Annotated in this window: 34 protein-coding genes; 19 read left to right on the top strand and 15 right to left on the bottom strand. The window is 66.9% G+C overall.

Going from position 1 to position 26794, the window contains the following annotated elements; genetic code table 11:
* The first annotated feature begins 4 nt into the window (after positions 1–4).
* The 5 genes from folE (at position 5) to IP89_RS19640 (ending at position 2347) form a co-directional block, all read left to right on the top strand.
* Positions 5–559: a GTP cyclohydrolase I FolE gene (gene folE / locus IP89_RS19660; protein ID WP_043311416.1), complete on the top strand. Its 555-nt coding sequence runs from the start codon at positions 5–7 to the stop codon at positions 557–559.
* The gene (gene folX / locus IP89_RS19655; protein ID WP_043311415.1) at positions 560–931 is read left to right on the top strand and encodes a dihydroneopterin triphosphate 2'-epimerase; all 372 of its coding nucleotides are present in this window, start codon (positions 560–562) and stop codon (positions 929–931) included.
* Positions 932–1005: 74 nt separating this feature from the next.
* On the top strand, positions 1006–1299 hold the full coding sequence (locus tag IP89_RS19650) for a DUF1244 domain-containing protein (protein ID WP_043311414.1): 294 nt from the start codon (positions 1006–1008) through the stop codon (positions 1297–1299).
* Entirely contained in the window at positions 1299–1637 is a 339-nt protein-coding gene (locus IP89_RS19645) for a HopJ type III effector protein (protein ID WP_043311413.1), read from the top strand. The genes IP89_RS19650 and IP89_RS19645 overlap by 1 nt, the downstream gene beginning before the upstream one ends.
* 122 nt (positions 1638–1759) lie before the next feature.
* Positions 1760–2347 (top strand): putative glycolipid-binding domain-containing protein, encoded by a 588-nt coding sequence (locus tag IP89_RS19640; protein ID WP_043311412.1) that lies wholly within the window; start codon positions 1760–1762, stop codon positions 2345–2347.
* A 60-nt stretch (positions 2348–2407) separates the two neighbouring features.
* Here IP89_RS19640 and IP89_RS19635 read toward each other — a convergent pair whose 3' ends face one another.
* Positions 2408–3232 (bottom strand): hypothetical protein, encoded by an 825-nt coding sequence (locus tag IP89_RS19635; protein ID WP_043311411.1) that lies wholly within the window; start codon positions 3230–3232, stop codon positions 2408–2410.
* Positions 3233–3453: 221 nt separating this feature from the next.
* On the opposite strand from IP89_RS19635, the gene IP89_RS24010 reads away from it, so the two are divergent.
* Positions 3454–3786 carry a hypothetical protein gene (locus tag IP89_RS24010; protein WP_043311410.1) on the top strand — a complete coding sequence of 111 codons (333 nt, stop codon included), beginning with the start codon at positions 3454–3456 and terminating at the stop codon, positions 3784–3786.
* A gap of 77 nt (positions 3787–3863) precedes the next feature.
* Entirely contained in the window at positions 3864–4676 is an 813-nt protein-coding gene (locus IP89_RS19625; RefSeq protein ID WP_043311409.1) for a SirB1 family protein, read from the top strand.
* A gap of 9 nt (positions 4677–4685) precedes the next feature.
* Here the strand turns inward: IP89_RS19625 and IP89_RS19620 are convergent, their stop codons facing one another.
* The 8 genes from IP89_RS19620 to IP89_RS19585 all read right to left on the bottom strand — a co-directional run bounded on the left by IP89_RS19620 (position 4686) and on the right by IP89_RS19585 (position 10539).
* Positions 4686–5453: a crotonase/enoyl-CoA hydratase family protein gene (locus tag IP89_RS19620; protein ID WP_043311408.1), complete on the bottom strand. Its 768-nt coding sequence runs from the start codon at positions 5451–5453 to the stop codon at positions 4686–4688.
* Positions 5454–5574: 121 nt separating this feature from the next.
* On the bottom strand, positions 5575–6486 hold the full coding sequence (locus tag IP89_RS19615) for an SDR family oxidoreductase (protein ID WP_043311407.1): 912 nt from the start codon (positions 6484–6486) through the stop codon (positions 5575–5577).
* 112 nt (positions 6487–6598) lie between these two features.
* Positions 6599–7069, bottom strand: a complete 471-nt coding sequence (locus IP89_RS23430) for a hypothetical protein (RefSeq protein WP_043311406.1) — start codon at positions 7067–7069, stop codon at positions 6599–6601.
* A 123-nt stretch (positions 7070–7192) separates the two neighbouring features.
* Positions 7193–7723 (bottom strand): DUF1569 domain-containing protein, encoded by a 531-nt coding sequence (locus tag IP89_RS19605; protein ID WP_043311405.1) that lies wholly within the window; start codon positions 7721–7723, stop codon positions 7193–7195.
* A complete protein-coding gene (locus IP89_RS19600; protein WP_043311404.1) occupies positions 7702–8607 on the bottom strand; it encodes an alpha/beta fold hydrolase in 906 nt (301 codons plus the stop codon). The genes IP89_RS19605 and IP89_RS19600 overlap by 22 nt, the downstream gene beginning before the upstream one ends.
* Positions 8604–9380 (bottom strand): class II aldolase/adducin family protein, encoded by a 777-nt coding sequence (locus IP89_RS19595; RefSeq protein ID WP_043311403.1) that lies wholly within the window; start codon positions 9378–9380, stop codon positions 8604–8606. Before IP89_RS19595 ends, IP89_RS19600 begins: the two co-directional genes overlap by 4 nt.
* Before the next feature lie 96 nt (positions 9381–9476).
* A complete protein-coding gene (locus tag IP89_RS19590) occupies positions 9477–10163 on the bottom strand; it encodes an LrgB family protein (RefSeq protein WP_043311402.1) in 687 nt (228 codons plus the stop codon).
* Positions 10153–10539, bottom strand: coding sequence for a CidA/LrgA family protein (locus IP89_RS19585; protein WP_043311401.1), 387 nt, complete (start codon positions 10537–10539; stop codon positions 10153–10155). The genes IP89_RS19590 and IP89_RS19585 overlap by 11 nt, the downstream gene beginning before the upstream one ends.
* Before the next feature lie 86 nt (positions 10540–10625).
* Between IP89_RS19585 and IP89_RS19580 the strand changes: the two genes are divergently transcribed.
* Positions 10626–11516, top strand: a complete 891-nt coding sequence (locus IP89_RS19580) for a LysR family transcriptional regulator (protein ID WP_043311400.1) — start codon at positions 10626–10628, stop codon at positions 11514–11516.
* Here the strand turns inward: IP89_RS19580 and IP89_RS19575 are convergent.
* A complete protein-coding gene (locus IP89_RS19575; protein ID WP_043311399.1) occupies positions 11498–11965 on the bottom strand; it encodes a cupin domain-containing protein in 468 nt (155 codons plus the stop codon). The two genes, IP89_RS19580 and IP89_RS19575, sit on opposite strands and share 19 nt — an antisense overlap.
* Positions 11965–12414, bottom strand: coding sequence for a flavodoxin (locus IP89_RS19570; protein ID WP_043311398.1), 450 nt, complete (start codon positions 12412–12414; stop codon positions 11965–11967). The genes IP89_RS19575 and IP89_RS19570 overlap by 1 nt, the downstream gene beginning before the upstream one ends.
* 163 nt (positions 12415–12577) lie before the next feature.
* Between IP89_RS19570 and IP89_RS19565 the strand changes: the two genes are divergently transcribed.
* The 3 genes from IP89_RS19565 to ahpF all read left to right on the top strand — a co-directional run bounded on the left by IP89_RS19565 (position 12578) and on the right by ahpF (position 15591).
* A complete protein-coding gene (locus tag IP89_RS19565) occupies positions 12578–13186 on the top strand; it encodes a hypothetical protein (protein ID WP_043311397.1) in 609 nt (202 codons plus the stop codon).
* A 143-nt stretch (positions 13187–13329) separates the two neighbouring features.
* The gene (gene ahpC, locus IP89_RS19560; RefSeq protein ID WP_043311396.1) at positions 13330–13893 is read left to right on the top strand and encodes an alkyl hydroperoxide reductase subunit C; all 564 of its coding nucleotides are present in this window, start codon (positions 13330–13332) and stop codon (positions 13891–13893) included.
* A gap of 141 nt (positions 13894–14034) precedes the next feature.
* Positions 14035–15591 carry an alkyl hydroperoxide reductase subunit F gene (gene ahpF, locus IP89_RS19555; RefSeq protein ID WP_043311395.1) on the top strand — a complete coding sequence of 519 codons (1557 nt, stop codon included), beginning with the start codon at positions 14035–14037 and terminating at the stop codon, positions 15589–15591.
* 63 nt (positions 15592–15654) lie between these two features.
* Here ahpF and dgt read toward each other — a convergent pair whose 3' ends face one another.
* Together dgt and IP89_RS19545 are read right to left on the bottom strand one after the other, a co-directional pair.
* Entirely contained in the window at positions 15655–17121 is a 1467-nt protein-coding gene (gene dgt, locus IP89_RS19550; RefSeq protein ID WP_043311394.1) for a dGTPase, read from the bottom strand.
* Positions 17122–17176: 55 nt separating this feature from the next.
* Positions 17177–18061 (bottom strand): EamA family transporter, encoded by an 885-nt coding sequence (locus IP89_RS19545; RefSeq protein ID WP_043311393.1) that lies wholly within the window; start codon positions 18059–18061, stop codon positions 17177–17179.
* A gap of 145 nt (positions 18062–18206) precedes the next feature.
* Here IP89_RS19545 and IP89_RS19540 point away from each other — a divergent pair, with 145 nt between their 5' ends.
* From IP89_RS19540 to IP89_RS19505, 8 genes are all read left to right on the top strand, one after another.
* A complete protein-coding gene (locus IP89_RS19540; protein WP_043311392.1) occupies positions 18207–18428 on the top strand; it encodes a DUF3820 family protein in 222 nt (73 codons plus the stop codon).
* Between the two features lie 91 nt (positions 18429–18519).
* Positions 18520–18957 carry a MarR family winged helix-turn-helix transcriptional regulator gene (locus tag IP89_RS19535; RefSeq protein ID WP_043311391.1) on the top strand — a complete coding sequence of 146 codons (438 nt, stop codon included), beginning with the start codon at positions 18520–18522 and terminating at the stop codon, positions 18955–18957.
* Positions 18958–18960: 3 nt separating this feature from the next.
* Complete coding sequence (locus IP89_RS19530) at positions 18961–21033, top strand: FUSC family protein (protein WP_043311390.1); 2073 nt, start codon at positions 18961–18963, stop codon at positions 21031–21033.
* Positions 21030–21242, top strand: coding sequence for a DUF1656 domain-containing protein (locus IP89_RS19525; protein ID WP_043311389.1), 213 nt, complete (start codon positions 21030–21032; stop codon positions 21240–21242). Before IP89_RS19530 ends, IP89_RS19525 begins: the two co-directional genes overlap by 4 nt.
* Positions 21239–22117, top strand: a complete 879-nt coding sequence (locus IP89_RS19520; RefSeq protein WP_043311388.1) for an HlyD family secretion protein — start codon at positions 21239–21241, stop codon at positions 22115–22117. Before IP89_RS19525 ends, IP89_RS19520 begins: the two co-directional genes overlap by 4 nt.
* Complete coding sequence (locus tag IP89_RS19515) at positions 22114–23535, top strand: efflux transporter outer membrane subunit (RefSeq protein ID WP_043311387.1); 1422 nt, start codon at positions 22114–22116, stop codon at positions 23533–23535. Before IP89_RS19520 ends, IP89_RS19515 begins: the two co-directional genes overlap by 4 nt.
* Before the next feature lie 100 nt (positions 23536–23635).
* On the top strand, positions 23636–24406 hold the full coding sequence (locus tag IP89_RS19510; protein ID WP_043311386.1) for an SDR family oxidoreductase: 771 nt from the start codon (positions 23636–23638) through the stop codon (positions 24404–24406).
* A 151-nt stretch (positions 24407–24557) separates the two neighbouring features.
* On the top strand, positions 24558–25370 hold the full coding sequence (locus tag IP89_RS19505) for an ABC transporter substrate-binding protein (protein ID WP_043311385.1): 813 nt from the start codon (positions 24558–24560) through the stop codon (positions 25368–25370).
* On the opposite strand, the gene IP89_RS19500 is transcribed toward IP89_RS19505, so the two are convergent.
* A complete protein-coding gene (locus IP89_RS19500) occupies positions 25351–25884 on the bottom strand; it encodes a hypothetical protein (RefSeq protein ID WP_043311384.1) in 534 nt (177 codons plus the stop codon). The two genes, IP89_RS19505 and IP89_RS19500, sit on opposite strands and share 20 nt — an antisense overlap.
* A gap of 102 nt (positions 25885–25986) precedes the next feature.
* A complete protein-coding gene (locus IP89_RS19495) occupies positions 25987–26730 on the bottom strand; it encodes a polysaccharide lyase family 7 protein (RefSeq protein WP_043311383.1) in 744 nt (247 codons plus the stop codon).
* Between the last annotated feature and the right edge of the window lie 64 nt (positions 26731–26794).

Below are 26794 nucleotides of genomic sequence, written 5' to 3'. Positions count from 1 at the left end.
CACCATGAACCTGCCGCAGCACTACCGCGAGATCCTCATCGGCCTCGGCGAAGACCCGCAGCGCGAAGGCCTGCGCGACACCCCCGAGCGCGCCGCCAAGGCCATGCAGTACCTGTGTCACGGCTACGCCCAGTCGCTGGAGGAGATCGTCAACGGCGCACTGTTTGCCTCGGCCAGCGACGAAGTGGTTATCGTCCGCGACATCGAGCTGTACTCGCTGTGCGAGCACCACCTGCTGCCCTTCATCGGCAAGGCCCATGTCGCCTATATTCCCACCGGCAAGGTGCTGGGCCTGTCCAAGGTGGCGCGTATCGTCGACATGTATGCACGGCGCCTGCAGATCCAGGAGAGCCTGACCCGGCAGATCGCCGAGGCCATCCAGAGCGTCACCAACGCCGCCGGCGTGGCCGTGGTGATCGAGGCGCAGCACATGTGCATGATGATGCGCGGGGTGGAAAAGCAGAACTCGCAGATGCTCACCTCGGTTATGCTGGGCGCCTTCCGCGAGTCCAGCAACACTCGCCAGGAATTCCTGCAACTGATCGGACGGAGCAAGTAAATGCCGCGACTGGAACCTGGGATGGCGCGCATCCGGGTCAAGGACCTGCGCCTGCGCACCTTCATCGGCATCAAGGAGGAGGAGATCAACAACAAGCAGGACGTGTTGATCAACCTGACCATCCTCTACCCCGCCGCCGAGGCGGTACGCGACAACGACATCGACCACGCGCTGAACTACCGCACCATCACCAAGGCGGTGATTCGCCACGTCGAGGAAAACCGCTTCGCCCTGCTCGAGCGCCTGACCCAGGAAATCCTCGACCTGGTCATGGCCAACCCGGCCGTGCGCTACGCCGAAGTGGAAGTGGACAAGCTGCACGCCCTGCGTTTCGCCGAATCGGTGTCGATCACCCTCTCCGGCCACCGCTGATACGCCGGCAACCCGCGTTGCCGGCCTGCGGGCCACCTCTTATCATCCGCCCCCTGATTTTCCGGGAGTCCGCCATGACCGAACAACAACGCCTCGAGCTGGAAGCCGCCGCCTTTCGCCGCCTAGTCGAACACCTGCGCGAGCGCACCGATGTGCAGAACATCGACCTGATGAACCTCGCCGGCTTCTGCCGCAACTGCCTGTCCAAGTGGTACAAGGCCGCCGCCGATGAGCAGGGCGTGGCCGTCGACATGGAGCAGGCCCGCGAAGTCGTCTACGGCATGCCCTACGCCGAGTGGAAAGCCCAGTACCAGAAGGAAGCCACTGCCGAGCAGCAGGCCACCTTCAACAAAGGAAACCAGCACTGATGAGCCTGCAAGACTTCCGCGCCCGCCTGCATGGCGAGCAATTCCAGTTCGCCGAGACCCTGGCCTTCGTCGCCGAACACTACGACTACCAGCCCAGCGCCTTCCGCAACGGCGCGGTGGAAAGCGCCGCAGGGCAGAATGAGGGCTCCTGCAAGACCCTCGGCCTGGCCCTGCTCGAAGGCCTCAGCCTGGAAGAAACCCTGCGCGCCTTCGGCGAGCACTACCGCTCCGTGCTGGCCACTCCCGATGGCAGCGACCACGCCAACATCCGCGCCCTGCAGGACACCGGCCTGGGCGGCGTGCAGTTCGCGCAGCAGCCGCTCAAGCGCAAGGCCTGAGCTGCGCAACTAACTGCTCACTGTCGGCTTTGGCTGACAGACAGCAGCGCTGGCCTCGCTTATCCTCCTCACTCATCGCGCCTCGGCAGGATGCCGGTCGCCTCGAGCGAGGAGTTGCAAGGATGCAGCACAATCTGGTCTGGAAGCCCTGGACCAACCCCGGGGTCGAACACCTCAGCCTGATCATCGCCGCCGATGGCGTCACCGCCAGCGGCCAACTGATCCAGAGCATTCGCGGCAACAGCATCGCCGCCACCTATGTCCTCGCCTACGACGAACGCTGGCGTTTTCGCCGCCTCTGGCTGAAGGTCGACAATCAGGGCCAGCGCGGCCTGGAGCTGCAGCGCGACATCCGCGGCCACTGGTATCAGGACGGCCGCCTGCGCGAAGACCTCGTCGGCTGCCAGCAGGTGATGTTGTCCGCCTCGCCCTTCCCCCACACCCCGCTACTGCGCCACGCCGGTCTGGCCGCAGGCGACAGCGAGCGTTTTCGCCTGGCCCATGTCGACCTGCTCGGCCTGCGCGTGGAGCCGCGGCTGCAGCGCTACCAGTGCCTGCAACGCCAGCCCAGCCACGCCGTCTACCAGTGCGACGCCGAAGGCCACGCGCCCTGCGAACTGACCCTGGACGAGGACGGCCTGCTGGTGCAGGCCATCGGCCAGTTCGTGCGCAGCAACCGGCAGACCCTGCGCCAGGCCGACTGCGCCTAGGGTCTATCCCGCAGCCATAAAAAAGCCCCGCCGAAGCGGGGCTTTTTGTACGGTCGACAATCAGCGTGTGTTGAGCTGCTGCTGCAGGTTCTGCACCTGGGCCTGCAGGCCATTGATGTTGCGGGTGACCTGGGCGCGGAAGGCGTCGAACTCGGCGGTGTTGTTCTGCGCGGCGCGGTTGTCCAGCTCGCTGCGCAGCACCAGCAGGTCCTGCTCCAGATTGCGTACGGCCTGGCTCGGGTCACCTTTCTTCTTCAGCGCGTCGATATCGGCGGACTGCCCCTTGAGTTGCTCCTGCAGCTTGCCGACCCCGGCGAGGCCGCTCTTCTGCTCGCTGGCCAGCTGCTCCAGCTTGCCGTCAAACTGCGCGGTGGCGCCCTGCTGGCTCTTCAGATCGGCGGCCAGCTGGTCGATGCGCTTGCCCTGCCCGCTCTGCTGGCCATTGAGGTTCTGTTGCTGCTTGGCCACCTCGGCCAGCTTGGTCTCCAGTTGCTTGACGCGCAGCTTGAGCGCCTCGCTGCCACTGGTGACGTTGGATTCGGTGGCCACCACCTTGCCGGAGATATCCTGGATGCGCCCGGCGGCGTCCTCGCTGATACGCGCGAAGGTCTCCTGGGTCACCACCAGTTGCGCCTGCATCTGGGCGATCTGCTGGTAGCTCCACCAGCTCAGGCCACCCAGGGCGATGACCAATGCGCCGATCAGCGCCCACAGCGGGCCGGTACCGAAGCCACGGCGGCGTTCCACCTGTGGATAAGTCGGCGCGCTGCGCTGCGGCGCATGGCTGTGGCTCGGGGAGTGGCCGAGCGAGTGGTCATCACGGTCACGCGGGTCGGTGGTCAGGCTGGGAACGTGGTCCAGCTCGTCATGGGCGTCGTTGCGCATAAAAACCTTCAAAAATACGGAAAGGCGATCGAATGGCGGGGAGTATACCCGGTTCGCCGCTTCGCCTTCATTGGGCGCCAGACCGGTGCAACCCGCACCAGCGACGTGCAACCGGCAGCCCCATTGACCTGTGAACCAGGCCACAGTTCGCCATTTCGCCACGCTGGTACAGCGCTTGCAGTGTCTCCTCGGGGTTTACGTCCATCGACGGGGGAGCCGACATGGAGCTGAACAAGGCCGTAATCGATTGCATGCGCGTATTGCGCCGCCGCCTGCGTGACGAGATGTCCGAGGACATCCATCTCAACCAGCCCGACGCCATCGAGGCGATGCTGCACGCCTGCCAGCGCTCCGCCGACGCGGAAACCCGCGCCTTGGGCGTACACCTGGCCGAAATCAGCGACTATCAGGCCGCCAGCAAACAGGCCAATGCCCGTCAGTACCGTGGCCATGAAACGGCCGCGCCGGCGAGCGCAGCGCCCCAGGCGCCCAGCGAAGACGCCCAGCGCGGCCACTCGGTGCGCATGTACCGCGGGCAGCGCGTCTACAACTGACCCGCAGCGGAACACTGGACGAAGCGAACCCGCCTGACCGATAGTCGGCAAACCGCGCCTCGTCCCGGGAGAACCGCATGACTGCTCGCCCCGCCTGGTTGCACTGCCTGGAGTCCGATCCGCCCGCCCTGCTCGAAGCGGCCCTGTGGATAGCCGCCGAGCACACGCCGACGCTGCAGCCGGCGCAGGTCATGCGCGAGTTCGCCAACCTGCGCCAGCAGGTATCCGCCGGCCTGCCCAACCTGGCGGCGCCGGACCTGGCCCAGCCCCTGCTACGCCGCCTGGGGGAGCTGGACTTTCACGAGGATGACGATCAGCCGCTACGGCCACGCGCTGCCCTGCTCGACCAGGTGCTGCAACTGCGCCGCGGCCAGCCGCTGTCGCTGGCGCTGATCGCCCTGGAACTGGCCCAGCGCCTAGACATTCCTCTACAGGCGGTGAACTTCCCCGGCCACCTGTTGCTGCGGGTACCCGGCGCCGACCACCTGCTCGATCCCTGCAACGGCCGCCGCCTGTACACCCGCGACTGCCGCGAGTTGCTGACACGCATGTCCGGCCCGAACTCCGAGCTCAGCGCCAGACACTTCCAGGTCTGCGACGGCCCGGCCCTGATGCTGCGGCTGTCGCGCAATCTCTGCCACCTGCACGGCGCGGCCGACGATCACATGGCGGCGCTCAAGGATGCCGAACGCATCCTCCTGCTGGCACCACCAACCAGCGCCGACCACCTGCTGCGCGCCGCCATCTACCACCAGCTGGATTGCCCGCAAGCCGAACGCTTCGATCTGGAGCGCGCGCTACTGCTGTGCGAGGACGAGCGCGAACGCATGCAACTGGCCCAGCGCATCGACGCGCTGGGACGCCGAGGAAGCTTCGCCGCCCTGCACTGAGATCAGGTTCTAAAACTCCCCGTGCCGCCCCGCCCCCGCCGTGAAACGCTGGGCGCCGGCACGGGTCTCCCCGCTCTGCACCACCGCCAGGCCACCACGGAACTCCGCCCGCAACGCCTCATCCAGCGGCAGCTGCCACTGCCCGTAGGCACTGGCGCGGTCGGCCAGCATGCAGCGCTGGGGGAACCCGGCAATTTCCAGGGCCAGCGCCTCGGCGGCGACAAGCGCCTGCCCCGGTGCCACCACTCGATTGACCAGGCCCATCTGCAACGCCTCCTCGGCGCCGACCGGGCGGCCGGTAAGGATCAGGTCCAGCGCCCGGCCCTGGCCGATGATGCGCGGCAGGCGCACGGTGCCGCCGTCGATCAGCGGCACGCCGAAGCGCCGGCAGAACACGCCGAGTACGGCGTCCTCGGCCATTACCCGCAGGTCGGCCAGCAGCGCCAGTTCCAGGCCGCCGGCCACCGCATGCCCCTCGATGGCGGCGATCAGCGGCTTGCTCAGCTGCATGCGGCTCGGGCCCATGGGGGCATCGCCCTCCTCGTCCAGGCGATTGCTGCGCGCGCCACCCTCGGCCACCGCCGAGAGGTCGGCACCGGCGCAGAAGGTGCCGCCGCTGCCGCTAAGCACCGCCACACGCGCCTCATCGTCCGCCTCGAAGGCGCGCAACGCGGCGGCCAGCGCCTCGGCGGTAGGACGGTCGACGGCATTGCGCAACTGTGGCCGCTCCAGGGTGATCAGGGTGACCGGGCCCTTGCGTTCGACGCGGATACTCATGGGCATTCTCCAGGGAAAAACCGCAGGCATGAAAAAGGCCGGCATCACTGCCGGCCTTCAACTTAACCCTGCCCGGAATCGATTACAGCCCGCTGGCCGAATCCCCCGGATCGCTGGCGGTTCAGCCCGCGTGCTTCTGCAGGTTGGCCATCATCTCGCGCAGGGCGGTGACGTTGTCGTCCGGGTGAACGGCGCCCTCGAAGTCGCCGATCTGCTTCCAGCTGGCCGCGACGTCGTCCGGGCTGAAGCCGGTCTTCGGGTCGAACCCGGCGCCCAGGCTGCGCTCCCAGCGCACCTTGCCGACCCAACCGCCGCCCACTTCGTAGAGACCACCGGTGTCCTTGCACTGCTCGCTGCCGAGGAACACCACCAGCGGGCTGACCAGTTCCGGCTTGAGCTGCTCGAACACCTGCGGCGGGATCAGCCCCTCGGTCATGCGCGTGCCGCCGGTGGGAGCAATGGCGTTGACCAGCACGTTGTTCTTGCGGCCCTCGATGGCCAGGGTACGGGTCAGACCGTACAGGCCGAGCTTGGCCATGCCGTAGTTGGACTGGCCGAAGTTGCCGTAGATACCCGAGGTGGACGCGGTGAAGATCACCCGACCGAAGTTCTGCTCACGCAGGTGCGGCCAGGCCGCGTGGGTCACCTTGTAGGCACCTTCGACGTGGACCTTGTAAACCAGGTCCCAGTCGGCGTCTTCCATCTTGACGAAGGACTTGTCGCGCAGGATGCCGGCGTTGTTCACCACCACGTCGATACGACCGAAGGTGTCCAGCGCGCACTGCACGATCTTGCCGCCATCGGTTACCGAGTCATGGTTGGCCACGGCCTCGCCGCCGAGCGCCTTGATCTCGGCGACCACCTTGTCGGCGGCGGAGGCGTTGGCGCCCTCGCCATGGGTGCTGCCACCCAGGTCGTTGACCACCACCTTGGCACCGTGCTGGGCGAACAGCAGCGCGTGGGCGCGACCCAGACCACCACCGGCACCGGTGACTACCACGACCTTGTCTTCGAAACGGATGGCATCGCTCATGAACGGGCTCCTAAGCAGTCAGCAAAGGCCCGGATTTTCCGGCAGTTGCGCTGCGCTGTACAGGACGCGCGGCCTGCCTGAATGGCGGCCGATAATGCGACCTTATGCGCGCCTACTGGCTGCCGCCGGTCGAACCACCAGTAGAGCCACCAGTGGTGCCGCCTGTGCTGCCACCGGTCGCTCCACCCGTGCTACCGCCGCTAGTGCCACCGTCGCTGCCGCCTGTGGTGCCACCTTGCGGGGCGCTGTTGCCCGGGACAGTACCTGTACCCGTGCCACTGCCATTGTTTGTGCCGGTGCCCAGGCCGCCGTTATTGGTGCCGGCTCCCGGCTGGCTGCCACCTTGCGGCAGACCGCCCGGATTGCCAGGCGAACCTGGATTGCCGGGGCTGCCAGGGCTGCCCATGTCGGGATCGACGCCGGTGGGCGGATTGCCGGCGGGAATGTCCGGCGGGGTCGGCGAGCTCGGGCCCGGTACGGTCGGCCCGGTGGAATCGGTGCCATCGGTCTCGGCCAGGGCCGGCAGGCCGGCGCCGGCCAGCAGCCCGCCGAGCAGCAGTGCAGGAAGGGAAAGTCGGTTCATGGGAGTCACCTCGAGAAGTCAGTGCATTCCCAGAAGACGACTGCCACGCCGAGCGAGATGTTCGAGTCGACGGATCAGCGGTCGGCCAGCGCAACGGCCGGCGCCGGCCCGCTTGAGGCGCGATCAGGCCGGCTGGATCAGGCTCAGGTGGTTGTACAGGTGCATCACGTGAGCCTGGGCGTATTCCTCATGGTCGAGGGCGCCATAAGCGAAGTGCGGCTGCAGCTCGCCGGTATGCACGGCGAAGCGCTCGAACGCGACCTGCAGGCGCTGCAGGGCGGCCTCCTGGCTGGCAGGTTCGGCCAGCGGCGCGGCACCGGGGATGGCCTCGGTCAGTGGGTGACGCATGGCGCCACGGGCGCTGAACACGGCGAAGGCGGCCGGACCGACACTATGGCGGAACCAGGCCGGCTTCAGCTCGGGGTAGCCATCCAGCGAATACTCGATGCTCTGCGCGCAGTGGTTGAACACCTCGGTCGGGGTCCAGCCCTTGATGCTGGCCAGGGCCTTGCCCTTGAAGCCGTCCAGCACCATGCGCGCGCCATCCAGGCTCAGCGCCGCCGGCGCCACGCCACTGGGCAATGCCCAGAAGCCGGCGCCCAGGACCACGGCACCGCCTACGGCGGCACCTTTCAACAGAGTGCGTCTTTGCATGCCTTCGCCTCCCAGCGCTCACGGAATTCCAGATAGTGGGCGAGCACCTCTGCGGGTGCCTCGGTCTGCGGATAGTGGCCTATGGCCGGCAGCAAAACCGTGTCCGGGTTGGCGATCAGCTCGCGATAGCGCTCCACCATGTGCGCCCCGGAAATCGGGTCGACGGCGCCATCTATCACTCGCATGGGTACGCTGGTTTCCTGCATCGCCGCCACCCAACGCTCGCGGTTGGTGCGGCGATCGAGGATGTAGCGGATCAGCAGGTGCATGACCTTGGGCCCGTCGTTGTGCGCGATCAGCTCCCAGAAGGCGTCCAGCTCGCTCTCGCTGGGCGGCGTCTGCGGGCCGAACACCTTGGTCAGGTTGGCCTTGAGCTTGGCCCGCGAGAACAACCCACCCAGCAGCGGCCCCAGCGGGCTGAGCAGCAGCTTCTGCATCAGCACCGGACGGTGCGTTTCGGGGAACAGACCGCCGTTGAGGAACACGCAGCTGGCCAGTTGGATGCGCCCCTCCTGGTGCCGCGCCACCAGCTCCTGAGCCACGCTGTCGCCATAGTCATGCGCCAGCACATGCACTGGCTCGGCGATGCCCAGATGGCCCAGCAGCGCCTGCTGCAGGTCGGCCTGCTCCAGCAGGCTGTAGCGATGGCCAAGCGGCTTAGCCGAATAGCCGAAGCCGAGCATGTCGCAGGCGATGACGCGGTACTTCTGCGCCAACGCCTGCCACAGGTAGTGCCAGTCCCAGCTGGCGGTGGGGAAGCCGTGGATGAGCAGCAGCGGCTCGCCCTCGCCCGCCACCCAGTAGCGGATGGCCTGGCCGTTGAAGCTGAAGCCACGCCCCTGCGCCCGCCAGTCGGCCAGGGCAATGCCCGGCAGGGCCGTCACTGGTCGTAGCCCGGCATCTGTGCGTCGAGCTTGCGCAGCAGCGCCGGCCACGGCAGCGCGCCGCCCATGCCCTGCGGGCTCTTCATCACGCCGGCGATCATCGCCCGCGCGCCGTCGAGGATCTGCTGCGGAATGTGGATCAGCTCGCCGCCGCCACTCTGCGCCATCACCTGGATCTCGCAGGCGCGCTGCAGGGTGAACATGCCGAGGAAGGCATCGGCGATGCTGCCGAAGGCGGTGAGCAGGCCGTGGTTGGGCAGGATCATGAAGTTCTTGTCGCCCAGGTCATGCTGCAGGCGCGACTTCTCGTCGTGGTTCAGCGCCACACCCTCGTAGCCGTGGTAGGCCAGGCTGGCGAGGACGAACAGCGACTGCTGCGACAGCGGCAGCAAGCCGCCCTTCTGCGCCGATACGGCAATGCCGGCGGCGGTGTGGATGTGCAGCACGCAACCGACGTCGTGACGCACCTCGTGCACGGCGCTGTGGATGGTGTAGCCGGCCGGGTTGATGTCGAACGGGCCGTCCATCAGCTTCTTGCCGGCCAGGTCGACCTTCACCAGGCTCGACGCGGTGATCTCGTGGAACATCAGCCCGTAGGGGTTGATCAGGAAGTCTTCGGTGCCCGGCACCTTGGCCGAGATGTGGGTGAAGATCAGGTCGTCCCAGCCGTACAGCGCGATCAGGCGGTAGCAGGCGGCGAGATCGACGCGGGCCTGCCATTCGGCGGTGGAAACCTGGTCCTTCACATTGGGCAGCTTGAGTGGAGCGTTCATGGCAATCACCTCGGCACTTGTTGTTGTGCCGAGGAGTCTAGCGAGCGACGCGCGTGCGACCAGTCGCCTTGCGGGCCAGCGCAGTGGCCTTGCAGGTCACAGCAGGATCAGCAGCAACGGCGCGGCAAACAGGTTGAGCAAGCCCATCAGCACCATTACCAGACCGGCCACGGTGCCTTCTTCGCGCCCCACTTCCTGGGCCCGCGCCACCCCGGCGCCGTGCGCGCCGACGCCGAACAGCGCGCCCCGCGCCAGCGCCGTGCGCAGCGGCAGCCACTTCAGCAGCAGGCCGCCGACCAGGGCGCCGAAGGTGCCGGTAAGCATGACGAAGATCGCCGCCAGCTCCGGCACGCCGCCGAGGCTCTGCGCCACCGGCATGGCAAACGGCGTGGTGATCGAACGCGGCACCAGCGAACGGCTGACCTCGCCGTCCAGCGCCAGGGCATTGGCCAGCCACCAGGAACTGGCGATGGCCACCGCGCTGCCGGCCAGCATGCCCAGCAACAGCGCCGGCCAGTGCCGCGCCAGCAGCGCACGCTGCTGCCAGATCGGCACGGCGAAGGCCACGGTGGCCGGGCCGAGCAGCGCCATCAGCAGGTGCGTGTTGCTGGAATACTCGGCGTAATCGGTATGCAACGGCACGGCCACCGCCAGCAGCACGGCGGGCACCAACAGCAGCGGCGACAACAGATAGCGCCCGCTGCGCCGATAGGCCCAGCGGCTGAACAGGTAGGCGGCCAGGGTCAGGCCCAGCCAGAACAGCGGCATGGGCTCAAGGTTCACGGCGCATCCTCCAGCGGCACATGGCCTCCACGGTCAGCGCCGTGGTCAACATCACCAGCAGAGTGCTGCTGCCGATCACCAGCATGATCCGCCAGCCCTCCTCGCGCAGCAGCGCGCCGTAGTCGAGCAGGCTCATCAGCGCCGGAATGAAGAACAGCAGCATCTCGGCCAGCAACAGACCGGCGCCCAGTTGCAGAGCCGCCGGTTTCACCCGACCACTGGCGAAGGCCGCCAGCAGCAGACCCAGGCCGATGACGCCGCCCGGAATCGGCCAGCCCAGCCAGGCGGCCAGCTGGCAACCGAGCAGGTACAGGCCGAGCAGCACGGCCAACTCGGCGCCCAGACGAAACAGATGACCCACACGCGCGCGATTCACGGCGAAAACCCTCTTGCACTGGCAAGCAGGTTAAGCGCGGGCCTATCATCCCAAAAGCGAATTGTTCGAATGAAAGGCATTCCAGAATGGAATTCAAACAGCTGCGCGCCTTTGCCGAAGTGGTGCGCCAGGGCGGCTTCACCCAGGCCGCCGGCGTGCTGCACGCCAGCCAGTCGGCGGTCAGCAAGCAGGTGGCGCAGCTGGAGCAGCGCCTCGGCGTGCAATTGCTCGAGCGCAGCGGCCCGCACCTGCGCCTGACCGATGCCGGGCGCGTGGTGCAGCGCCGCGCCGAGGACTTCCTGCGCCTGCGCCAGGAGCTGCTGCGCGAACTGGATGACCTCGGTCAGCTGGAGCGCGGCGAGCTACGCCTGGGCCTGCCGCTGCTGGGCAGCGATGCGCTGTTCGCCGGGTTGTTCGCCGAGTACCGGCGGCGCTACCCGAACATCGTCGTGCACCTGCAGGAGGGCGGCAGCAAGCTGGTCGAACAATTGGTGCTGAGTGGCGAACTGGAACTGGGCGCCGGCCTGCAGCCGGATGATCCGGCCTTCGCCAGCCAGCCGTTCTGCAACGAACCGCTGGACGTGCTGCTGCCGGCCGGCCATGCGCTGGCGGGCGCCGCCGGGGTGAGTCTGAAGGAGCTGGCCGACACGCCCTTCCTGCTCTACCAGCAAAGCTTCACCCTCAACGACCGCCTGCTGCGCGCCTGCCAGGAAGCCGGTTTCACCCCACTGGAAGGCGGGCGCAGCGGCCAGGCCGACTTCCTCGCCGCGCTGGTGGCGGCCGGGCAAGGTGTGGTGCTGCTGCCGCGCATCGTCGCGCGTGAGCTGGAACGACCAGGCGTGGTGCGGGTGGCGCTGCACGAGTCGAACCTGCGCTGGGACATCGCCTTCATCTGGCGCCGCGGCGCCTACCTGTCACGCGCCGCTCAGGCCTGGCTCGACCTGCTGGCAGAGCAGGCTCAGACCAGCTCGGAGTAGTCGCGCCCCAGCAGCGGCCAGGCCGACTGCGCGACCGGATCGTCGGCGAGCAGACGGAAGTCCTCGAAGCGAAACTCCGGCGCCACCGTGCAACCGACCAGGGTGAAATCGCCCAGACTGCGCGCGGCCTGCCAGGCATTCGCCGGCACCACGCGTTGCGGCAGTTGATCCAGCGCCACCGGGCCGAGCACTTCGCGGCGCACGGCATCCGCTGACTCACCGATCAACAGCTCCAGCGGCGCGCCTTCGTGGAAATGCCACAGCTCGTCGGCATCGATGCGGTGCCAGCGACTGGCGGTGCCGCCGGGCAGGAGGAACAGAATGGCGCTGGAGGCGGCGCGACCATGGGTATCGCGCACCGATGAGGTGAACAGCCGCCGGTAGTAACCGCCCTCGGGGTGGGCGGCCAGCTGCAGCTCGCGGATCAGCTCGGCGGCGCGCGTGTGCATCAGCCTTTCAGCGCTTGCGCCAGCTCGGCCAGCCAGGGCTTGGCATCGCTGTCCGGGGTGACGGTTTCGCTGGCATCCAGGCGCAGCATCGGCAGCGCCTCGCGCACGCCCAGCTCCAGCAGCAGCTCGCGCATCTGCTCGCCACCGCCACAGAACACGTCGTAGCTGGAGTCGCCCAGGGCAATCACCGCGCCAGGCAGGCCGCTCCATGCCGGGAAACGGTCACGCAGCGCGTAGTAGAGGTTCTGCAGGTTGCCGGGCAGCTCGCCCATGCCGGTGGTGGAGGTCACCACCAGGATCGCCTCGGGAGCGAAAGCCAGCACTTCCTCGAACGCCACGCCGGGCTTGTGCCAGGCCTCGAAGCCGGCGCCTTCCAGCATCTGCACGGCAACCCGGGCGACGTCTTCGGCAGCTCCATAGACGGAACCAGAGAGGATGGCGACTTTCATGAGGCACTCCAGAGATCGGGAAAAAACGCCGCGCATTATGCCGTATGTCGGCTGACGGGGAACTCGCCGCTGCGCCGGCCGTCCTACACTGGTGGTCGCCAGCGCCCAGGGACAGGCGCATTTCTTGCTTTCGGCCACAGTGCGTAGCCCCTTGGAGGGCACCATGTCCGACCATTCAACTCTGTCCAGCGAGGAGCTGGACTTCATACGTCAGGTATTCAGCAGCCAGCTGATCGGTAAACCCTTGTCGGTTCGCGCCTTCAAGGTCGACGGCGGGCCACTGGCCAACGCCCTGCTCGCCCGCCTGGGCAGCCACGCCAGGCTCAGCCTGGACGCGCAGATGGACGACTGCCGCATGACCTTCCCCCTGCAACTGGTGGAAGACGAGCTGCACGGCATGCAACTGGAAATGGGCGCCCCCAGCATCTTTGAAGATGGCGACGTGAGCCGCCCCTGGCGCCTGGATCTCGACGAACCACTGCACCTGCGCGACAGCAATGGTGACGAGAGCGAGCTGCTGGTTTTCGAACTGGCGCCCGGTAGCCTGGTGCTAAGCTCGCCATTGCGCGAGCCACCCGAAAAATTCAGCCTGTGGCTCCAGCTGCCAGGTTGCGAGAGCCTGCCCATCAAGGGCCGGCGTATCCGCCGGATCGGCCGCCATCGAGCGGCCTACAGCCTGCAGATGCACAACAGTGAACACGCGGAATGCATCCGCCAGTTCATCTTCGAGCAGTACCGTCAACGGCACCCACAACTACAAATCGCCGGCTGACCGTAATAGAAAACCGCCTCCTTTTAGACGATTGCCTATAGATCGAGCCAATCGTCTTGATGCCTTCATTCAATTTAGCGATTACAGCTGATGCGGTTAGTATGCGCAGCATCAAGTTTCCAAACCCCAACAGGAGTTCTCTCATGTCCCTGATCAACACCCAGGTTCAACCCTTTACCGCCAACGCCTTCCACAATGGCGAGTTCATCCAGGTCACCGAGCAGAGCCTGAAAGGCAAGTGGTCCGTGCTGATCTTCATGCCGGCCGCCTTCACCTTCAACTGCCCGACCGAAATCGAAGACGCCGCCAACAACTACGCCGAGTTCCAGAAGGCCGGTGCCGAGGTGTACATCGTCACCACCGACACCCACTTCTCCCACAAGGTGTGGCACGAAACTTCCCCGGCCGTTGGCAAGGCTCAGTTCCCGCTGATCGGCGATCCGACCCACCAGCTGACCAACGCTTTCGGCGTACACATCGCTGAAGAAGGTCTGGCTCTGCGTGGCACCTTCGTGATCAACCCGGAAGGCGTGATCAAGACCCTGGAAATCCACTCGAACGAAATCGCTCGTGACGTTTCCGAGACCCTGCGCAAGCTGAAAGCTGCTCAGTACACCGCCGCCAACCCGGGTCAAGTTTGCCCGGCCAAGTGGAAAGAAGGCGAGAAGACCCTGGCTCCGTCCCTGGACCTGGTCGGCAAGATCTAAGATCTGCCCGGGGCCGCATAGGCCCCACTCCGCCTTGCGCTTCGCCGGCTGTAACCCAGCCGCAAGTGCCCGAACGCCCGGGCGCGATCCGTCCGGGCGTTTGTTTGTCCGAAATTCGCTATTCGCTAGAGGATTCCCGTCATGTTGGACGCCAATCTGCAAACCCAGTTGAAGGCCTACCTCGAGAAGGTCACCCAGCCGTTCGAGATCGTCGCTTCCCTCGATGACGGCGAGAAGTCTCAGGAACTGCTCGGACTGCTCAAAGACATCGTCGGCCTGACCGACAAGATCACCCTCAAGACCGATGGCAACGACGCACGTCGCCCGTCGTTCTCGCTCAATCGCCCGGGTGCGGATATCGGCGTTACCTTCGCCGGCATCCCCATGGGCCACGAATTCACCTCGCTGGTACTGGCCCTGCTGCAGGTCGGCGGCCACCCGTCCAAGCTGGACGCGGAAACCATCGAGCAGATCAAGAGCATCGAAGGCCGCTTCGAGTTCGAAACCTACTTCTCGCTGTCCTGCCAGAACTGCCCGGACGTGGTCCAGGCGCTGAACCTGATGGCCGTGCTCAACCCCAACATCCGCAACGTGTCCATCGACGGCGCGCTGTTCCAGGAAGAAGTCGAGCGTCGCCAGATCATGGCCGTGCCGAGCATCTACCTGAACGGTGAAGTGTTCGCTTCGGGTCGCATGGAGGTGAAGGAAATCCTCGCCAAGATCGACACCCAGGCCGGCAACCGCGATGCCGAGAAGATGAACGCCAAGGACGCCTTCGACGTGCTGGTAGTCGGCGGTGGCCCGGCCGGCGCCGCAGCGGCCATCTACGCCGCGCGTAAAGGCATCCGTACCGGCGTTGCCGCCGAGCGTTTCGGCGGCCAGGTGCTGGACACCATGGCCATCGAGAACTTCATCTCGGTGCAAGAGACCGAAGGCCCGAAACTGGCCCGCGCCCTGGAAGAACACGTGCGTCAGTACGAAGTCGACATCATGAACCTGCAACGCGCCTCCGCCCTGGTTCCGGCCAGTGCCGAAGGTGGCCTGCACGAAGTGAAGTTCGACAACGGCGCTTCGCTCAAGGCCAAGACCGTGATCCTCTCCACCGGCGCCCGCTGGCGTGAAATGGGCGTGCCCGGCGAACAGCAATACAAGGCCAAGGGCGTGTGCTTCTGCCCGCACTGCGACGGTCCGCTGTTCAAGGGCAAGCGCGTGGCGGTGATCGGCGGCGGTAACTCCGGCGTCGAGGCGGCGATTGATCTCGCCGGCATCGTCGCCCACGTCACCCTGCTGGAGTTCGCCGACACCCTGCGTGCCGACGCCGTGCTGCAGAACAAGCTGTACAGCCTGCCGAACGTCACCGTGATCAAGAGCGCGCAGACCACCGAAGTGGTCGGCGACGGCCAGAAGGTCACCGGCCTGACCTACAAGGATCGCACCAGCGACGCGCTGCATACCGTCGAACTGGAAGGCATCTTCGTGCAGATCGGCCTGCTGCCGAACAGCGACTGGCTGAAAGGCACCGTGGAGCTCAACCGCTTCGGCGAGATCATCGTCGACGCCAAGGGCGCTACCAACATCCCCGGCGTGTTCGCTGCCGGTGACGTAACCACCGTGCCGTACAAGCAGATCGTCATCGCCGTCGGCGAAGGCTCCAAGGCCTCGCTGTCCGCCTTCGACCACCTGATCCGCACCAGCTGATCGGTACGCCGTAACGAAAAAGCCGGGCTCCCGCAAGGAAGCCCGGCTTTTTTATGCCTGCGATTACTGCGCGCTAAGCACCCGGTACTCGTCCTCCGCCAACTGGTCGGTCAGGCCGCTGACAAAGTCCAGCAGCAGGCGCGTGCGGTGGTAGAACTCCCAGGCCGGTGCATCGTCTCCTGCGTGCTCGGTCAGCGCCTGGCGATAGGCACTGAGCAGGTGGGTCGGCAAGCGGCGCAGCAGCATGCGTTGGTCGCCGCGGCCCTTGCCGTCGAGCAGTGCCTGGAAGCCCTCGGCGCTGACGCCCAGCAGCGCCCCGTAGCTGTCCAGCAGCCCCTGCAGGATGCGCAGGCCACGTATCTGCAGGGTCTCCACCTCGCGGTGGCAGAACACCTGCTCGGCGCCCACCGTCTTGAAGGTCTGCACCACGGCGCAGGCCGGACTGTCGTCCTCCAGCAGCGCGCGGTCGAGGGTGCCAGCGTAGACGGCGTCTATCTGCTCGATGAACTGCCCGGCGGCGTGCTGCACCAGAGGGTGGATCAGGTTCACGCGCAGGCGGATGAAGAACTGCCCGACCTTGTCCACCGGCTCGGCGTCGGCGCGCTGCCCGGCGTCATCCAGCAGCTCGGCGAAGCTACGCCCGCGGGTATCAATTGGTGTGTCCAGCGGTTTGAAGCGAGCGAAGGTCTCGCGCAGCAGCATGCACAGGCGCGGCAGGTCGAGAATGCCCTTGACCACCGCGTCTTCCAGGTCGGCCAGGCAGTAGGAGATATCGTCCGCCGCCTCCATCACGTAGACCAGCGGGTAGCGGGTCTGCGACGCCATGCCCAGCGTCTGCCACAGCTGGGTGACAAAGCCTTCCTCGCTCAGGTAGAAGCCGGGCTTCTTGCCCAGGTAGGCGCCAGCGCTGCCCTTCTCCGGCTTCGGCTGGTGCGCCGCGCGCACGTACTTGAGCATGCAGGCGGCCTGGCTGTAGGTCAGGTTCATGTCGTGCAGGCGATGCACCAGGCGAATGGCCTGGGCATTACCCTCGAAGCTGTTGAGGTCGCGCAGCATGCGCTGGCGCAGCTCGGCGTCGACCTGCGGCACGGCCGTGGCGAATAGCGTGTCGAGGTGCCGCGCACACCAGTCGCCGATGGCGAACTCGCCGAAGTGGCCGAACGGCGGATTACCGATGTCGTGGCTCAGGCAGGCCATCTCCACCAGCGTTTCCAGCACCCGCTCCAGGCCGTCCAGGCCATGGTCGGTAGCACGCGAGCCGAGCTTGTGGAACAGCGTGCGGACGATGTGCCGGCCGACCTGCTGCACTTCCAGCGAATGGGTCAGGCGACTGCGCACCGCGGCATTGCGCTCCAGCGGGAAGACCTGGGTCTTCTGCTGCAGGCGGCGCAGCGCCGCCGAGTTGAGGATGCGCCCGCGGTCGCTTTCCAACCGCTCGCTCAGCTCGAACAGCCAGGCCTCGTCTGCCACCTCGGGCACCGCGCCGCTGTCGCGGGCACGGCGTAGGGAAATCTTCGCTTTGAAATCCAACGCACTCGCTCCTTGCCGGTTGGCCCGCAGCCTACCGCGCCGGCGAGCGCTTCGGCTAGGCGGTTTGCGTGCCCTGCAGGCGCTGCCAGAGCTTGCCGCCGAACACGTTGACCAACAGGCCGAGCATCACCAGCGCAGCACCTGCCCACTGCAGCGTGCTGAGGCGCTCGCCCAACAGCACCGCCGAACTGCTCAGCCCAACCACCGGCACCAGCAGCGAGAACGGTGCCACCTGCCCGGCAGGGTAGCGCGACAGCAGGCGGCTCCACAGACCGTAGCCGAGCAGCGTGGCGACCAGCGCCAGGTACAGCAGGGCCAGCACCGAACTCATGCCGATGTTGAGCAACGCGTGCTCGATGCGCTGCGGACCTTCCAGCCACAGTGAGAGGAGGAAGAACGGGATCGGCGGAATCAGGCTGCCCCAGATCACCAGGCCCATCAGGTTGACCTTGCCGAATTTGCGCGTGAGCACGTTGCCCATCGCCCACATCGACGCGGCGATCAGGGTCAGCACGATGCCCAGCAGCGTGGTCGAGTGGCCGGTCTGCAGGCCGATCAAGAGCAGCCCGCCACCGGCGATCAGCAGACCAAGCAGGCTGGCGCCACGCATGCGCTCGCCAAGGAACAGCGCGGCGAAAGCCAGGGTGAAGAAAGCCTGCGACTGCAGCACCAGCGAGGCGAGGCCGGCCGGCATGCCGTTGGCCATGGCCTGGAACAGGAACACGAACTGGCCGAGGGAAATGGTCGCGCCATAGGCGATCAACCAGCGCCACGGCAGGTTGGGCCGGCGCACGAAGAACACCGGCAGCGCCGCCAGAACGAAGCGCAGGGCGCCGAGCAGCATCGGCGGCAGGCCGTCGAGGCCGACGCGGATGACCACGAAGTTGAGGCCCCAGGCGACGATCACCACCAGCGCCAGCAACAGATCCTTGGGGGCCATCGGGGCAACTCCGCGTCGAATGAAAGAGAAGAATTAAAACGCGCGGCCTGCCCGACGCAGGGATACAGCTGACGACAACAGTAGCCGTACAGTGGCCGCGCCGGGTTATCCTGCCCGCCCCTGCTCTGTATCTCGCCCTGCCACCATGAAGCCCGAAGACCTCCTGCAACTGGTCACCCGCACCATGCCCTACGGCAAGTATCAGGGCCGCCTGATCGCCGATCTTCCCGGCAACTACCTGGGCTGGTTCGCCCGCCAGGGCTTTCCCAAGGGCGAACTGGGCCGCCTGCTGGCACTGATGCACGAGATCGATCACAACGGTCTGAACGCCCTGTTGGTACCGCTACGGCAACAAGCAAAGCGCTGATCGGCAACTCAGTGTTGCGCGAAACGCACCTTGCTCGGTCGTGGATCGAGTGATTAGATAGCATGCTAATAGATAGCCTGCATTCTTTATCATGCCCATCGCAACCCTCCAGCAACAGGTCAGCAGCCGCCTGGTCAGCAGCGGTCGAATCTGGCGCCGTACCTGCCAGCAGGCGCTGGCGCATTTCGGCATCAGCGAAGCCTGCTGCATGCCGCTGCTGCTCATCGGCCGTCTCGGCGATGGCGTGCGCCAGGGCCAACTGGCCCAGGCCGTAGGTATCGAGGGGCCGTCGCTGGTACGCCTGCTCGACCAGCTGTGCCAGGCCGGCCTGATCGAACGCGCCGAGGACCCAGCCGACCGCCGCGCCAAGCTGCTCAGCGTCACCGCCGCCGGACGCACGCTCAGCAGCGAGCTGGAAGTCGAGTTGCGCAGCCTGCGCAGTCAGGCCCTCGGCCATCTGCCCGAGGCCGACCTGCACGCGGCGCTGCGCGTGTTCAGCGCGCTCGAACAGTTCACTCCGCAGGCCTGACCCATGCTCACCCTGCCCCCCGCCCGCGACTGGTTCTACTCGCTCAAGGTGTTCGCCGCCTCGATGCTGGCGCTGTACATCGCTCTGTACATGCAGCTGCCGCGGCCCTACTGGGCGATGGCCACGGTGTACATCGTCGCCAACCCCTTCGTCGGCCCGACCAGCTCCAAGGCGCTGTACCGCGCACTGGGCACTCTGCTCGGCGCCAGCGCCGCGGTGTTCTTCGTGCCGCTGCTGGCCCAGGCGCCGCTGCTGCTGTGCCTGGTGGTGGCGCTGTGGACCGGCAGCATGCTGCTGCTCTCCATGCACGTGCGCACCGCCGACAACTACGCGTTGATGCTGGCCGGCTACACCATGCCGATGATCGCCCTGCCGGTGGTGGATAACCCGCAGGCGGTGTTCGACCTGGCCTATTCGCGCTTCCTCGAGATCAGCCTGGGCATCGTCTGCGCCGCCGTGGTCACCAGCCTGTTCTGGCCCAGCCGCCTGGCCCCGGTGCTGGCCGACAACACCCGCCGCTGGTTCGGCGACGCCCGCGACTACTGCGCCCTGCAGCTGCAACGCCGGCGCGAGCTGACGCTGCTAGGCGAGCTGGCGCGCCTGCGCGCGGCGATGATCACCACCTTCAACAGCCTGGAACTGATGATCGGCCAGCTGCCGCACGAGGGCGCCCACCCGCGCGTGGTGCGCAACGCCCGCGAGCTGCGCGAGCGCATGGCCCTGCTACTGCCGGCAATGGATAGCCTGCACGACGCCATCGATGTGCTGCACCAGAGCGCACCGGAGCAGGCCACACATCTGGCGCCGCTGGTACGCCGCGCCGAAGCCTGGCTGCGCGACGGTGCCGACGAAGCCGGCCGTCTGCAATTGCAGCGCGAACTGCAAGCCCTGCAACCGCAACCTGAACGTCTGATCGAGCCAGCGCAGAGCCTGCTAGCCAACGCCCTCTACCGCCTGCGCCAATGGCTCGACCTGTGGCAGGACTGCCGCAGCCTGCAGCAGCGCCTGAGCGATGACGACCATAGCCCCTGGACCTCGGTGTACCGTCACTGGCACCTGGGCAGCGGCACGCGTTTCCACGACCGCGGGCTGATGCTGTATTCCACTGCCTACATCGTGCTCGGCATCTTCGTCGCCACCCAGTTGTGGATCTGGTTGGGCTGGACCGATGGCGCCAGCGCCGTGGTGCTCGCCGCCGTGGCCTGCTGCTTCTTCGCCACGCTCGACGAGCCGGCGGCGCAGATCAAGCGCTTCTTCGTCTGGACCTGCTTCAGCGTGATGCTGGCCAGCCTCTACCTGTTCCTCGTGCTGCCCAACGTGCACGACTTCCCGCTGCTGGTGCTGGCCTTCGCCGGGCCGTTCATCTGCGTCGGCACCCTCACCGTACAGCCACGCTTCTACCTGCCGACCCTGCTGATCGCGGTCAACACCGCCACCTTCATCAGCATCCAGGGCGCCTACCAGGCGGACCTCCTAGTATTCCTCAACAGCAACCTGGCCGGGCCCATCGGCCTGCTCTTCGCCTTCCTCTGGACCCTGGTGTTCCGCCCCTTCGGGGCCGAGCTGCTGGCGCGACGCATGACCCGTTCCAGCTGGCAGGACCTCGGCGCAATGAGCCATGCCGACACCCTGGTCGAACAGCGCCGCCTGGCCGGCCGTCTGCTCGACCGCTTCGCCCAGCACCTGCCGCGCCTCAACCTCAGCGGCCAGGACAGCGGCGAGGCCGAACGGGATCTGCGCATCGCCTACAACCTGCTCGACATCAAGGCCCACCAGGCGCGCCTACCGGGCGAGGCGCAACGCCCGCTGCAACTGGTGGTGCGCGGCGTCGGCCGGCACTTCCGCCGTAACCTGCGCGCCGGCCGCGCGCAGCCGGTGGCGCCCTCGCTGCTGCAGCTGATCGAACGCGCACGCCTGGCCGCAGCCGCCAGCGCGCCGCAGTGCGAGGAGGCGGCGCTGGCCGTGCTGCACGCCCTCGGCGGCCTGGCCACCGCGCTGCAGCCACCGGTCCTCGCCGCGCCGGCCGTGTACCACGAACCAGCCCTGCCCCAGGGCCTCGACGGAGCCGCACTGTGATCGGCGATATCAATGTCTTCGGCGTGTTCCTGCCCACCGCCCTGGTGCTGGCACTGCTCGCCTACCTGCTGTACCTGCCGCTGCAACGGCTACTCAACACCCTGCACGTCTACCGCCTGGTATGGCATCACGCGCTGTTCAACATCGCGCTGTACGCCGCCCTGCTGGGCCTTCTCGACCACCTCAGCCGAATCCTGATGCACTCATGAAAAGACTCGCGCTCTCCTCCGCCCGCCTGCTGGTCACCCTGGTCGCCGTTGCCGTCGCCGCCGTGCTGATCTGGCAGATGGTCAGCTACTACCTGTTTGCCCCCTGGACTCGCGACGGTCATATCCGCGTCGACGTGATCCAGGTGGCACCCGACGTCTCCGGACTGATCGCCCGCGTCGAGGTCCACGACAACCAGCCGGTCAGCCGTGGCCAGGTGCTGTTCGTCATCGACCAGGCGCGCTTCCAGGTCGCCCTCAAACAAGCCGAGGCGCTGCGCGACGACCGTCGCGAGACCCTGGCCCAGGCCAGGCGCGAGGCCGCACGCAATCGCGCGCTGGGCAAACTGGTGGCGCGCGAGATCGTCGAGGAAAGCGAATCCAGCGTGCTGCGCGCCAACGCCGCCCTGGCCGAGGCCGAAGCGGCGGTGGACAACGCGCGCCTGAACCTGGAGCGCACGGTGATCAGCAGCCCGGTGGACGGCTACCTCAACGACCGTGCGCCGCGCGTGGGCGAGTTCGTCAGCGCCGGGCGCAACGTGCTCTCGGTGGTGGACAAGGACTCCTTCCACCTCGACGGCTACTTCGAGGAAACCAAGCTCGGCCACATCCACGTCGGCCAGGCCGTGGACATCCGCGTGATGGGCGACGAGCGCCGCCTGACCGGTCACGTGCAGAGCATCGCCGCCGCCATCGAGGACCGTGACCGCACCAGCGGCGCCAACCTGCTGCCCAACGTCAACCCGGCCTTCAGCTGGGTGCGCCTGGCCCAGCGCGTGCCGGTGCGCATCCTGTTCGACGAGGTGCCGGAAGACTTCCGCATGGTCGCCGGGCGCACCGCCACCGTGTCGATCATCGAGGACGGGCAGAAGCCATGAACCTGCGCCTGCTACCCCTCGTCGCCGCCCTCGCCCTCGGCGCCTGCACCACGGTCGGCCCCGACTACCGCCTGCCGCAGGACGCCGCCGTCAACCGCAGCGACCTGCACGGCGAGCTGCCCGCAGGCCCCGAGGTGGTGTCCGCGCCGGTCCCCGCCGACTGGTGGCGGCTGTACCACGAGCCGGCTCTGGAGCGCCTGGTCGAACAGGCGCTGGCGGCCAACACCGAGCTGCGCGTGGCTGCCGCCAACCTAGGCCGCGCCGATGCGCGGGTCAGCGAGATCGAGGATCTGGGCAACGTCCACGAAGCCGTGGACGCCGACCTGCAGCGCGTGCAGGTGGCCGGCCAGCAGTTCCTGCTGATGGAGAAGGTGCCGGTGGTTAATTTCGCCAACCTCAACGTTGGTCTTTCCTACCAGCTCGACCTGTTCGGCAAGCTGCGCCGTGGTGTGGAAACCGCCCGCGCCGAGGCCGACGCCACCCAGGCCGCCGCCGACCTGGCGCGGATCAACGTGGTCGCGCGGGTGGTCGGTGCCTATGCCCAGGTGTGCGCCGCCAACGAGGAGCGCGCCGTAGCTCTGCACTCGCTCGACCTGCAGCGCCAGAGCCTGGAGCTGACCGCCCAGCTGCACGCCGCCGGGCGCGGCAACGAGACCGAGGTGACCCGCTCGGAAACCCAGTTCAAGTCCCTGCGCGCCGTGCTGCCGCGCTATGAAGCCATGCGCCAGACCGGCGTCTACCAGTTGGCCATGCTCACCGCGCAGCCGGCCGAGGCGCTGCCCAGCGACGTCACCGACTGTGCACACCTGCCAACCCTGCTGCAGCCGCTACCGGTCGGAGATGGCGCCGCCCTGCTCGCCCGCCGCCCCGACGTGCGCCAGGCCGAACGCCAGCTCGCCGCTGCCACCGCGCGCATCGGCGTGGCCACCGCCGCGCTGTACCCGGACATCAGCCTCGGCGCCTCCACCGGCCTGGTCGGCATTCTCGACGACATGGGCGATGCCTCCACCCAGCACTGGGGCTTCGGCCCGCTGATCCACTGGAGCATCCCCAGCAACGGCGCCCGCGCCCGCGTGCAGCAGGCCGAGGCTGGCAGCCAGGCGGCGCTGGCGCACTTCGACGGTGTGGTGCTCAATGCCGTACGCGAGACCCAGACCGCCCTCGCCCACTACCAGGCCGCGCTGCAGCAGCGCGACGCCCTGGAAGACACCGCGCGTTCGGCGCGCCGCGCCGCCGAACAGACCCACGCCTTCTACCAGGCCGGCCGCGAGAACTTCCTCGCCGAACTGCAGGCCCAGCGCACCCTGGCCGGCGTCGACGAACAGCTGGCGGCCAGCGAGAGCCAGGTGACCCAGGCGCAGATCGGCCTGTTCATGGCCCTCGGCGGGGGCTGGCAGCAGGCCAAGGCGGCGCCATAGGCCAGGGCTTGGCCGCACCATTTGCGCCCGCAATAACGGGCGCCAGCGGCGCCTTGGCGGATTAGGGTAGGCCCTCTACCCATCGGCCAAGGAGCCAGCCATGCATTCCTACTTCAGTCTCGCCGGACGCACCGCCCTGGTCACCGGCGGCAGCCGCGGCATCGGCCGGATGATCGCCCAGGGCCTGCTCGAAGCCGGCGCGCGGGTGTTCATCTGCGGCCGCGACGGCGCCGCCTGCCTGCAGACGGCAGAAGAGCTGTCGGTATACGGCGAATGCATCGGCCTGGCCGCCGACCTCTCCGGCGAGGAAGGTGCGCGTGCCCTGGCCGCCGAGCTGGGTCAGCGCATCGAGCACCTCGACATCCTGGTCAACAACGCCGGCACCAGCTGGGGCGCGCCGCTGGAGAGCTACCCGGTCAAGGGCTGGGAGAAGGTCATGCAGCTCAACGTCACCGCCGTATTCAGCTGCATCCAGCAACTGCTGCCGTTGCTGCGTAAGGCCGGCAACGAGGCCAACCCGGCGCGCATCATCAACATCGGCTCGGTGGCCGGCATCAGCTCGATGAGCGAAGAAGCCTACGCCTACGGCCCGAGCAAGGCGGCGCTGCACCAGCTGTCGCGCAACCTGGCCCGCGAGCTGGTCAGCGAGCACATCAACGTCAACGTCATCGCCCCCGGCCGCTTCCCGAGCAAGATGACCCGCTTCATCTCCAACGACGAGGCGGCCCTGGCCGCGGACGTGGCGCTGATCCCGATGAAGCGCTGGGGTCGCGAGGAAGAAATGTCGGCACTGGCCATCACCCTGTGCAGCACCGCCGGCGCCTACATGACCGGCGCGATCATCCCCATCGACGGCGGTTTCACCCTGTAATTCTGGGGTAATTTGCCACGCGGCAGGCGCTGGTATGCGGCACGCCAAACCGGGAGCACGAGAGTGCTCTTGCCAGTTCGACAAGCGCAAGTAAACGCACCATGCTCGGAGCTGGTCACAGCTGTAGGTGACGCATCTCCAAGGACCCAGCATGTCGCATCCCGTCTTGCTACGCTGCCTGCCCCTCGTGCTTGCAATCCTCGCCCTGCCTTGCGTGGCAGCCTCGCCAAAATCGGTGCAGGCGTTCAATACCTATGAGACCAGCCCCTTTCTGATCGCCGCCCAGCGCGGCCTGGTGCCGGAGCTGGTCGAACAGCTCAACACGCTGCTGGCCGAGCAATACCACATCGAGCTGCGCAACCTGCCGCGCGCTCGTTTGCTGCAACAGTACCTAAGCCAGCCAGAACGTTTTGACGGCCTGGTCATGCTGCTCAACCCCAGCTTCATCGACGATGCCGAGCAGCAGACCTACCTGTGGAGCAAGCCGCTGTTCGACGACTACAACGTGCTGGTGCTACGGACGGGGCAAGCTCCAGCGGAGCTGGATGAGGGCTGGCTGCATGGCAAGCGCCTGCTCGCCGTACGCGGCCAGCGCCTGCCGCTACTCGATGAACTGATGACGGCCGGTCAGCTGAGCCGCGAGGACTTCAATAGCGAGCTGCAGACCCTGCAAATGGTGGCCGCCGGGCGTGGCGACTTCACCCACATGAACCATCTGATGTTTCGTCACCTGGTGCGCAAAACCGGGCTGGACCAGCGCCTGGTCGGCATCCCGGTGCCGGGCGTCGCCCACTTTCAACGGCACATCCTGGTCGGCAGAGGCGCCGCCGAACTGCTGGCGCCGCTGAATGCCGCCATCGACGCCCTGCACTGTCAGCCCGAGTGGCGCAGGACCGCTACCAGATACGGCTTCGCCACCATGCCCTGCGCGAACGCCGACGTGCTCACTCCTGCTCGGAACTAGCCTTCAGCGCCTCATAGGCCGGCGCGGCGTAGATCCCGACCTCCACGGCCAGTTCCAGCACCCGCGACAGATCGCTGGTGTAGACCAACACGCACTGCAGCTCGTCATCCAAAGGCTCGCTGAGGTCCACCAGCACGTAGCCGCCCTTCTCCTTGTACAGCGCCGAGAGCTGCACCTGGATGCGGTTCAGCGCCTTCAGCGGCTCGACCTTCTGCAGCTGCTTGGGCTTGATGTTGAAGCTCACCTGCGGGCCGAACGAATCGATGATCTGCTGCAGCAGATCCTCGTAGCTGTCGGCCTGGAACAGCACGGTTTCCGGCAGGCTGCCGACCACCACCCACTCGCCCAGCGGGATGGGGAAATCGTCGTCGTAGTTGATGTCCGGGTTGGCGGCGAGGAAGGCCGCCGGGTCGGCGTAAGCCTGGTCAGCCTCGTCGGCGATGCGGGCGATCTCCTCGTCGGTCATGCAGCCGGAGCTGATCAGGGTGATGAGTTCGAGGAGCTGAGCTTTCATGGGGCGATCCTGGGCAGGCGAAACGGGTGCATAGGATAGCCGCCGGGGCTGCCCGCAGCTAATCGTGGCGCGTGCTCAGCTGAGTGAATTGCACCTCGCCTTTCAGTCGTGGCGCACATTCAGCTGGGTGAACTGCACCTCGCCGACATCGTCGTCACCATCCTCGTCGTCATCCTGCACATAGGCGCCGGCCTTGAAGTAGAAGCGCACGTCGCGCCAGGCCGGGTCCTCGGCGTAGACGTCATGAGTGATGCGCTCGCCGTTGACCTCCACCATCAGCACGCCGTCCTGCAGTTCGATGACGTAGGAGAACAGGTCGTTGCCCACGGGCGTCTCGAACTCGTGGCTGATGTCCTCATTGCGGCCTTCAGGATGGCGCTTGATCAGCGCCTTGAGCTTGCCCTTCTCCCACTGCAGTTTGATCAGCGGGCGGGCGTCGAAGCCGTGGATCTGCCCGACGATGATCTTCTGCGTGCTCGGCGCACGCAGCACACGGGCACTGGCCTTGAGCTGGTGGAAGCCGCTGCCGCTCCAGTTGCGGTTGTCGTCGCTGGGGTCGAGCAGCTCGCGCAGTTCCGAGCGTGGGTAGTCGGAGTTCTTGGTGCTGCCGGCGCCGGCTGGGGCGACGAAGACCATCGCGCCGTTGTCGGCCAGGTGGAAGTAGCGCGAGGCATAGCCGGCGCGCAGCTCGGCGTTGTCCACCTCGCTGGCGTCGTCGTCCGGCAGGGTCAGCTTCCAGTGCGTCAGGTCGTAGTTGGCCCCCGGCGCCCGGTAAGGGCCGTCCTGGTCGGTGCTGCAGCCCACCAGCACCAGCAGGCCGCCCAGGCAGAGTAGTGATCGATGCATCGGCTCGCTCCCACAACGCTCGCGCTATCTATACAGACTCTGTGCAGACAGCACGACCGGCGCC

The sequence above is a fragment of the Pseudomonas sp. ML96 genome, assembly GCF_000761545.1.
GTDB lineage: Bacteria > Pseudomonadota > Gammaproteobacteria > Pseudomonadales > Pseudomonadaceae > Aquipseudomonas.
Note: the sequence above shows the minus strand (reverse complement) of the source record. Positions and strands in the feature narration are given on the sequence as shown.